The following is a 5594-nucleotide window of genomic DNA, read 5'->3' on the forward strand; positions in this document are numbered from 1 at the left end:
TAGAAGAAAGATTTAAAAATAAAGAATCTCTCAAAATGAATGAAATAGAAGCAATAGTTAATTTGGCAAATTTCAAAAGAGATTATTTTTTAAGTGGGAAATCAAGTAAAAAGATTCTTAGCTTTCCAAAAAAATTAAAAAAAGAAAGTATTAGAGCAAATATTGTAATAAGAGATGATTGCGTCTCCAAAGAACTAATATATCGCAGGCTAACCAATTTTGCAGAATATCTAGAATGGCTTGAGATATATCTATACCCTTCAAATGTATCTAATATTGCTAAGAAATTTAAGGCTCGCAGACCAAACTTAAGTACAGATGAATCAGATGAATATAAGTCATTTGATCAAGAACAGATAAATATCATTTTACAGACAGTTAATCCGAGTAACCAGCAATCTATTTGGCAGTCAGAGTATGTGAAATATAGAAATGAACTAATTGTATATATACTTCTGTATTTAGGATGCAGAAAGGGTGAATTACTAAATATAAAACTAACAGATTTTACTAGTAAGAATGGAATTTCTTACGTCACGATAAAACGTAATCATGATGATCAAAGTGATATTAGGCTGTATCAGCCTTTGGTCAAAACAAGAAGCAGAAGTTTAGCTTTAAATCTTAATTTAAAGAAAAAGATAGACGAATATATTTTGAAGTATAGAAGTACTGCTCTTAATGATGAATTATCTGATTTTTTGATCTTATCTAATCAAGGGAAACCACTTTCCATTAATGCTTTAGACAAAATATTTACTCAAATATCAAAGGCAGTCTTATTTAGGGTACATGCCCATGCTTTTAGGCATACATGGAATGATAAATATACAGAGAAGTCCTCAGTTCTAATTTCTTCAGGAAATGCAACAGAAGCTAAGCTTGAGAATGATCGTGCTTACCTGATGGGGTGGATTCCAGGGTCACAGAGTGCCAGGAAATATTCGAAACGTGCTGAAGATCGAAGAGCTATAGAAGTGGGTTTGGAGATTCAGAAGAAATTTGAGGAAGATAATGAATAATTTAACTCAGCACAAAATTTTAGATTTTGATCAGGATACATATATCTCATTTAAAGGATATGAGTTCAATATTAACGATCAAAAATGGGTTCTAGATATTAATAAAACTCTAGATATCAATAAAATATGGAATTTTGAACCAACTACACGGGCTGAAGTAATACAAGCCTTAGCTCATTTTGCAAAATTTAGTTCTAGTTCTCATACTGTAAATATGTGTGAGTATGTAGGTAAGTACTGGGAAATTACAAGTCTAAAAAACTTTACATTAGAAGGTTTGTTAAATTATAAAAACTATTATTCATCAAAAAAAGATGAATATAAGGTTGCGATGCTACGTGTTTTTTTGAAGAAAATATATGATCTTGGTTATTCTGCTGTAGATGATCAAGTATATGATCTAATAGATTCTTGGCGCTTGAGTGGAAATGAAAAGGGAGCAGCAGTTTTATCGCTAGATCCTGATGAAGGCCCTTTTAGCCCATTCGAGTTTCAGGCAATTGTGACTCGAACTAATGAGTATTTAGCAGAAAATAAATTGTCTCTATATGATGCAGCCTTAATTAAGGTTTTTTTTGCTACAGGCAGACGACCTATTCAAATTGCATCACTAAAAGTAAAAGACCTATATATTTCAGATAAATATAAGCTGAATACTGGAGAACACCCTTCGGTTTTAAATATTCCTAAAGCTAAGATGAGGGGAAATAGCTCATTTCGTGTTGCTTTCAGTGAAGTTGGTATTCGTCAAAATCTTGCAGAAATATTGTATGGGCATATTAGAATTTTAAAAGTGGAGGTAGCTAAATTATTAAATCGAGAACTATCAGAACTTGAGTTTAATGAGCTGCCTTTATTCTATAGTTTGGAGAAGTTGACTGCCCTCGACTGGAGTAGGAAAGATTTATTAGAGATTTTATCCTCAGAAATAATACATTTACCTACCATAGATTTAACTTATAAATTAAAGGTTGCTGTAGAAAGACTAGGTATACGCTCAAGAGAAACAGGTAAACCAATTCATATTACTGCTTATAGGTTTAGATATACATTAGGGACTAATGCTGCCCGTCAAAAAGCAGGGATTAATGTGATTGCTAAATTACTTGATCACAGTGATACGCAGAATGTATCTTGCTATGTAGAAAGCATTCCTGAATTGGCTGAACAGATATCAACAATCATGGATGAAAATCTTCGGAAATATGCTGATGCCTTTCAAGGTAAAATTGTTCAAGATGAAATTGAAGCTCAAACTCTAGTTGAAGATGCTAACAGAATCAGTTTCATAGAACAGGATTGTAGTGTGGGATCATGTGGTACTCATCAATATTGTCATGATCATACCCCTATTGCATGTTATGTCTGCAAGAAGTTTATGCCCTGGGCAAATGCTCCCCATCATTTGGTTCTAACTCAATTAATAGAAGAACGAGAACATCTGGTACAGATGGGATGCAGTTTAGAAATAGTAGCTGTAAATGACAGAATTATTGTAGCTGTACAACAGGTTATAGATGCTTGTAAGGAGTTTAATCATGGATAATTTGATTTACTTTACAGCAGATAGTAGTAAAACTGCACAGCAAAATATTGATACCTTTATAGCATTTTCTAAACAATTGACTGAGTTAAATGCTGATATAACATTTGAAGATAATTATTGGAAAAATGAAGTTAACTTTGTCAAAGTTGGGGTTTCTTCGAAAGATAAAGATGTTAATAATCTTCTAGATGAATCTATACGTGCTTTTGCAAAAGCGTATGTCAAATATCAGAAAATTAATAGCAAACTAAAAACACAAGATACTATTGTGGCTATACGAGCAATTGAACAAGTATGCCTGACCAGATATGGAGCAGTTGATTTGACTCAGCTTATGATCGCTGATTTTGATTTAGCCGCAGAAAGGTCAAGGGAAAATTATAAAGCCAGTTCAGCCTATCATGTTGGCAGACATTTAAAGATTCTTCTAGATTTTTTGAAGAAATTAAAGATTCTTGATTTACCTGATTGGAAGAATCCGAACAAAAAGCCTGCAGAAAAATCTATTATATTAGATGAGGAATCGGAAAAATATCGGGAATCAAAATTACCTGATGAAGATGCGATCTTTGCTTTAGCTGATATTTTTTCTAGAAAAGAGTCTGAACTTTCAGATCGTGATATTTTTGTGACTAGTGCTGTGAGCCTGTTGTTAGCTGCCCCTGAGCGAGCATCTGAACTATTTTTCTTAAAAGAAAATTGTATTTATGAAGAAGAAAATCCGATTTCACTAAAAAATGATTTAGCAAGTATTGCTTCCGAGAAGGAGCGAGTTCTAGGATTAAGGTGGTATGCACAGAAAAATTATGGGTACGATATTAAATATATCCCAACTGTGATGATCTCAACGGTTGAATTAGCTATTGAAAGATTAAAGCGATTGTCGGAGAAACCGAGACAGTTTGCCTATTTGTTAGAAATTAGTGATAAGTTTCCTCGACATGATCTTTGTCCTGATGTTTCGGATGATCAATTGCTCACAAAAGAACAAGTACTTCTTGCATTAGGTTTAGATAGTTCATGTTACGACACACATATAAAAGCTAATAATGCAGGCAATAAATTCTTATCAACGCGGGGACTAGAACGCAAAGACAATATATATTGCTTAAACGATTTAAATATCATCCTTAGAAGTAGATTGCCTGAAGGTTTTCCTTATATCCCTTTTAAAACAGGTGGAGGAATTAAGGTAAAGTGGTCAGAAGCATTATTCACTTGTTTTGCAAATCAGTTTAACACTCAAAAACCAACGGTGATGAGTGAGTTTTGGATGCCTCATATTGATACGTTGAATGAAGATCTATCACCAACTAAAAAAAAGTTAAGAGGTAAAGATGAGTTGGCTAATGTTCAGTCAATTTTTCAGCGTTGGGGATATGGAGACTATAGTTTATCGACCCATCAGTTTAGACATCTTCTGAACACCATAGCCAATACTAATGGGATGGATAGTATTTTGCTGGCTAAATGGTCTGGTCGTGCAGATATGAAGCAAAACAGAGTCTATGACCATACTTCTGTAGAAGAACGAAACTATGCATTAGTGGAAATGCAGAGAAATGAATTGTCACTACATGAGAGTGATACTACATTTAATTTTCAAATTGCCACACCACGTACCTTGCAAGAGTTAAACACTCGTACCACTTTAACCATGCATACAACTGAGTTTGGGCTTTGTACACATTCCTATATTGATGAACCATGCCTAAAATATAGAAATTGTTTAAATTGTACTGAACATGTTTGTATCAAAGGAGATAAAGAAAAGACAAAACGTCTCCAAGATCGTCTAAAAAAGGAAAAAATACTTTGGCAGAAAGATAAACATGCAGTTGAAAAGAATGTTACGGGTGCCAAAATGTGGTTAGAAACTAGAGAACTCACAATTCAACGCTGTGAGCAATTAGTTGCATTATTAAATGATCCAAATATTCCAGATGGTGTACCTTTAAGTCTTCCCCCATCTGAAGAAGTTACTCATCTTGAACTTGCCTATCAGAAAGCTGGTCAGAAACGTCTTCCTATTATCGAAAATAAGCGACGTAATAATCTAGATGATATACATCTTTTACCTTCTTCTGACTCAACTGGAACATGGATTCTCTAAAATGGCACAACATTTATCAGATCAAGATATAGAGAATATCGTAGAGGTTTTAGATTATTGGCCTTTAGATGAAAAGTTGACTTGGGAACGGCTTTGTAAAGCCATTGAAGAGCAATTAGAGCTTGTTCCTGCGCCAACACGCCAGACATTGCAAAAATATGCCAGAATTAAAAATGCTTATGATCTAGGAAAGAAGTCACCTACTGCAAGACTTAAAATTTCTCAAAAAGAGCAGAAATTACCAGCCAGTCTTAAGATAGCTCAAGCAAAGATTGAAGTCCTGGAAACTAAGATAGCAAGGCTCGAGAAAGAAAATTCTCTATTGTTAGAACAGTTTGTTGTATGGCAGTACAACGCTTATAAATATGGAGTCACTATAGAGAAATTGAATGAGCCATTACCGAAAAAAAATTCCTAAATATGAGAGCCTCTGGAGGCTCTCTAAAGCTTTTAGATAGCTTCAATAACACTTCTCAGAGCTGATCTATAAGCTTTTAATTCAGTAATTTTACTTAAGCATTTACTTTTCTCATATGAGATTTTACGAGAAAGACTTGGGAAATTTTTTTCTAGCTGAAAGTATTTTTCAGTCTGTTTTTCCAAAAAGGAAATTTCTTCATAGATCTTACTTTCTTCTAAAACCATATTAGAAAAATCTGTATTAGATTTTTCTAGGTTTTTAAGTTTTATAGTTTTTTCTGTTTCGTTGAAACGAGAGAACTTATGATTACTATAATTTATTTTCTTTTCTAGAAAACCAGATTCAACAAGTTTTCGAAGTATTCGATACATTCTTTGTCGATTAAATCGATTACGGTCTTTATCAGATAATCTGATTTTTAGCCAAAAGTCATTAGAGGTCCAATTTTTGATAGTATTTTCTTGAATAATGGGTAGAAATACATCAAAAAGT

5 protein-coding genes are annotated in these 5594 nt (G+C 33.4%); 4 read left to right on the forward strand and 1 reads right to left on the reverse strand.

The window, feature by feature from the left end:
- From D7V32_RS16585 to D7V32_RS16600, 4 genes are all read left to right on the forward strand, one after another.
- A partial coding sequence (locus D7V32_RS16585; RefSeq protein WP_147394241.1) for a site-specific integrase occupies positions 1-1022 on the forward strand: 1022 nt, incomplete at its 5' end.
- On the forward strand, positions 1015-2568 hold the full coding sequence (locus D7V32_RS16590) for a site-specific integrase (protein WP_120403882.1): 1554 nt from the start codon (positions 1015-1017) through the stop codon (positions 2566-2568). The genes D7V32_RS16585 and D7V32_RS16590, both read left to right, overlap by 8 nt.
- Positions 2561-4681 carry an integrase gene (locus tag D7V32_RS16595; protein WP_120403883.1) on the forward strand — a complete coding sequence of 707 codons (2121 nt, stop codon included), beginning with the start codon at positions 2561-2563 and terminating at the stop codon, positions 4679-4681. The genes D7V32_RS16590 and D7V32_RS16595 overlap by 8 nt, the downstream gene beginning before the upstream one ends.
- A 1-nt stretch (position 4682) precedes the next feature.
- Positions 4683-5099, forward strand: a complete 417-nt coding sequence (locus D7V32_RS16600) for a hypothetical protein (RefSeq protein WP_120403884.1) — start codon at positions 4683-4685, stop codon at positions 5097-5099.
- Positions 5100-5131: 32 nt separating this feature from the next.
- Here D7V32_RS16600 and D7V32_RS16605 read toward each other — a convergent pair.
- A partial coding sequence (locus D7V32_RS16605; protein ID WP_120403885.1) for a hypothetical protein occupies positions 5132-5594 on the reverse strand: 463 nt, incomplete at its 5' end.

The sequence above is a fragment of the Acinetobacter tianfuensis genome, from assembly GCF_003611465.1.
Lineage (GTDB): Bacteria > Pseudomonadota > Gammaproteobacteria > Pseudomonadales > Moraxellaceae > Acinetobacter > Acinetobacter tianfuensis.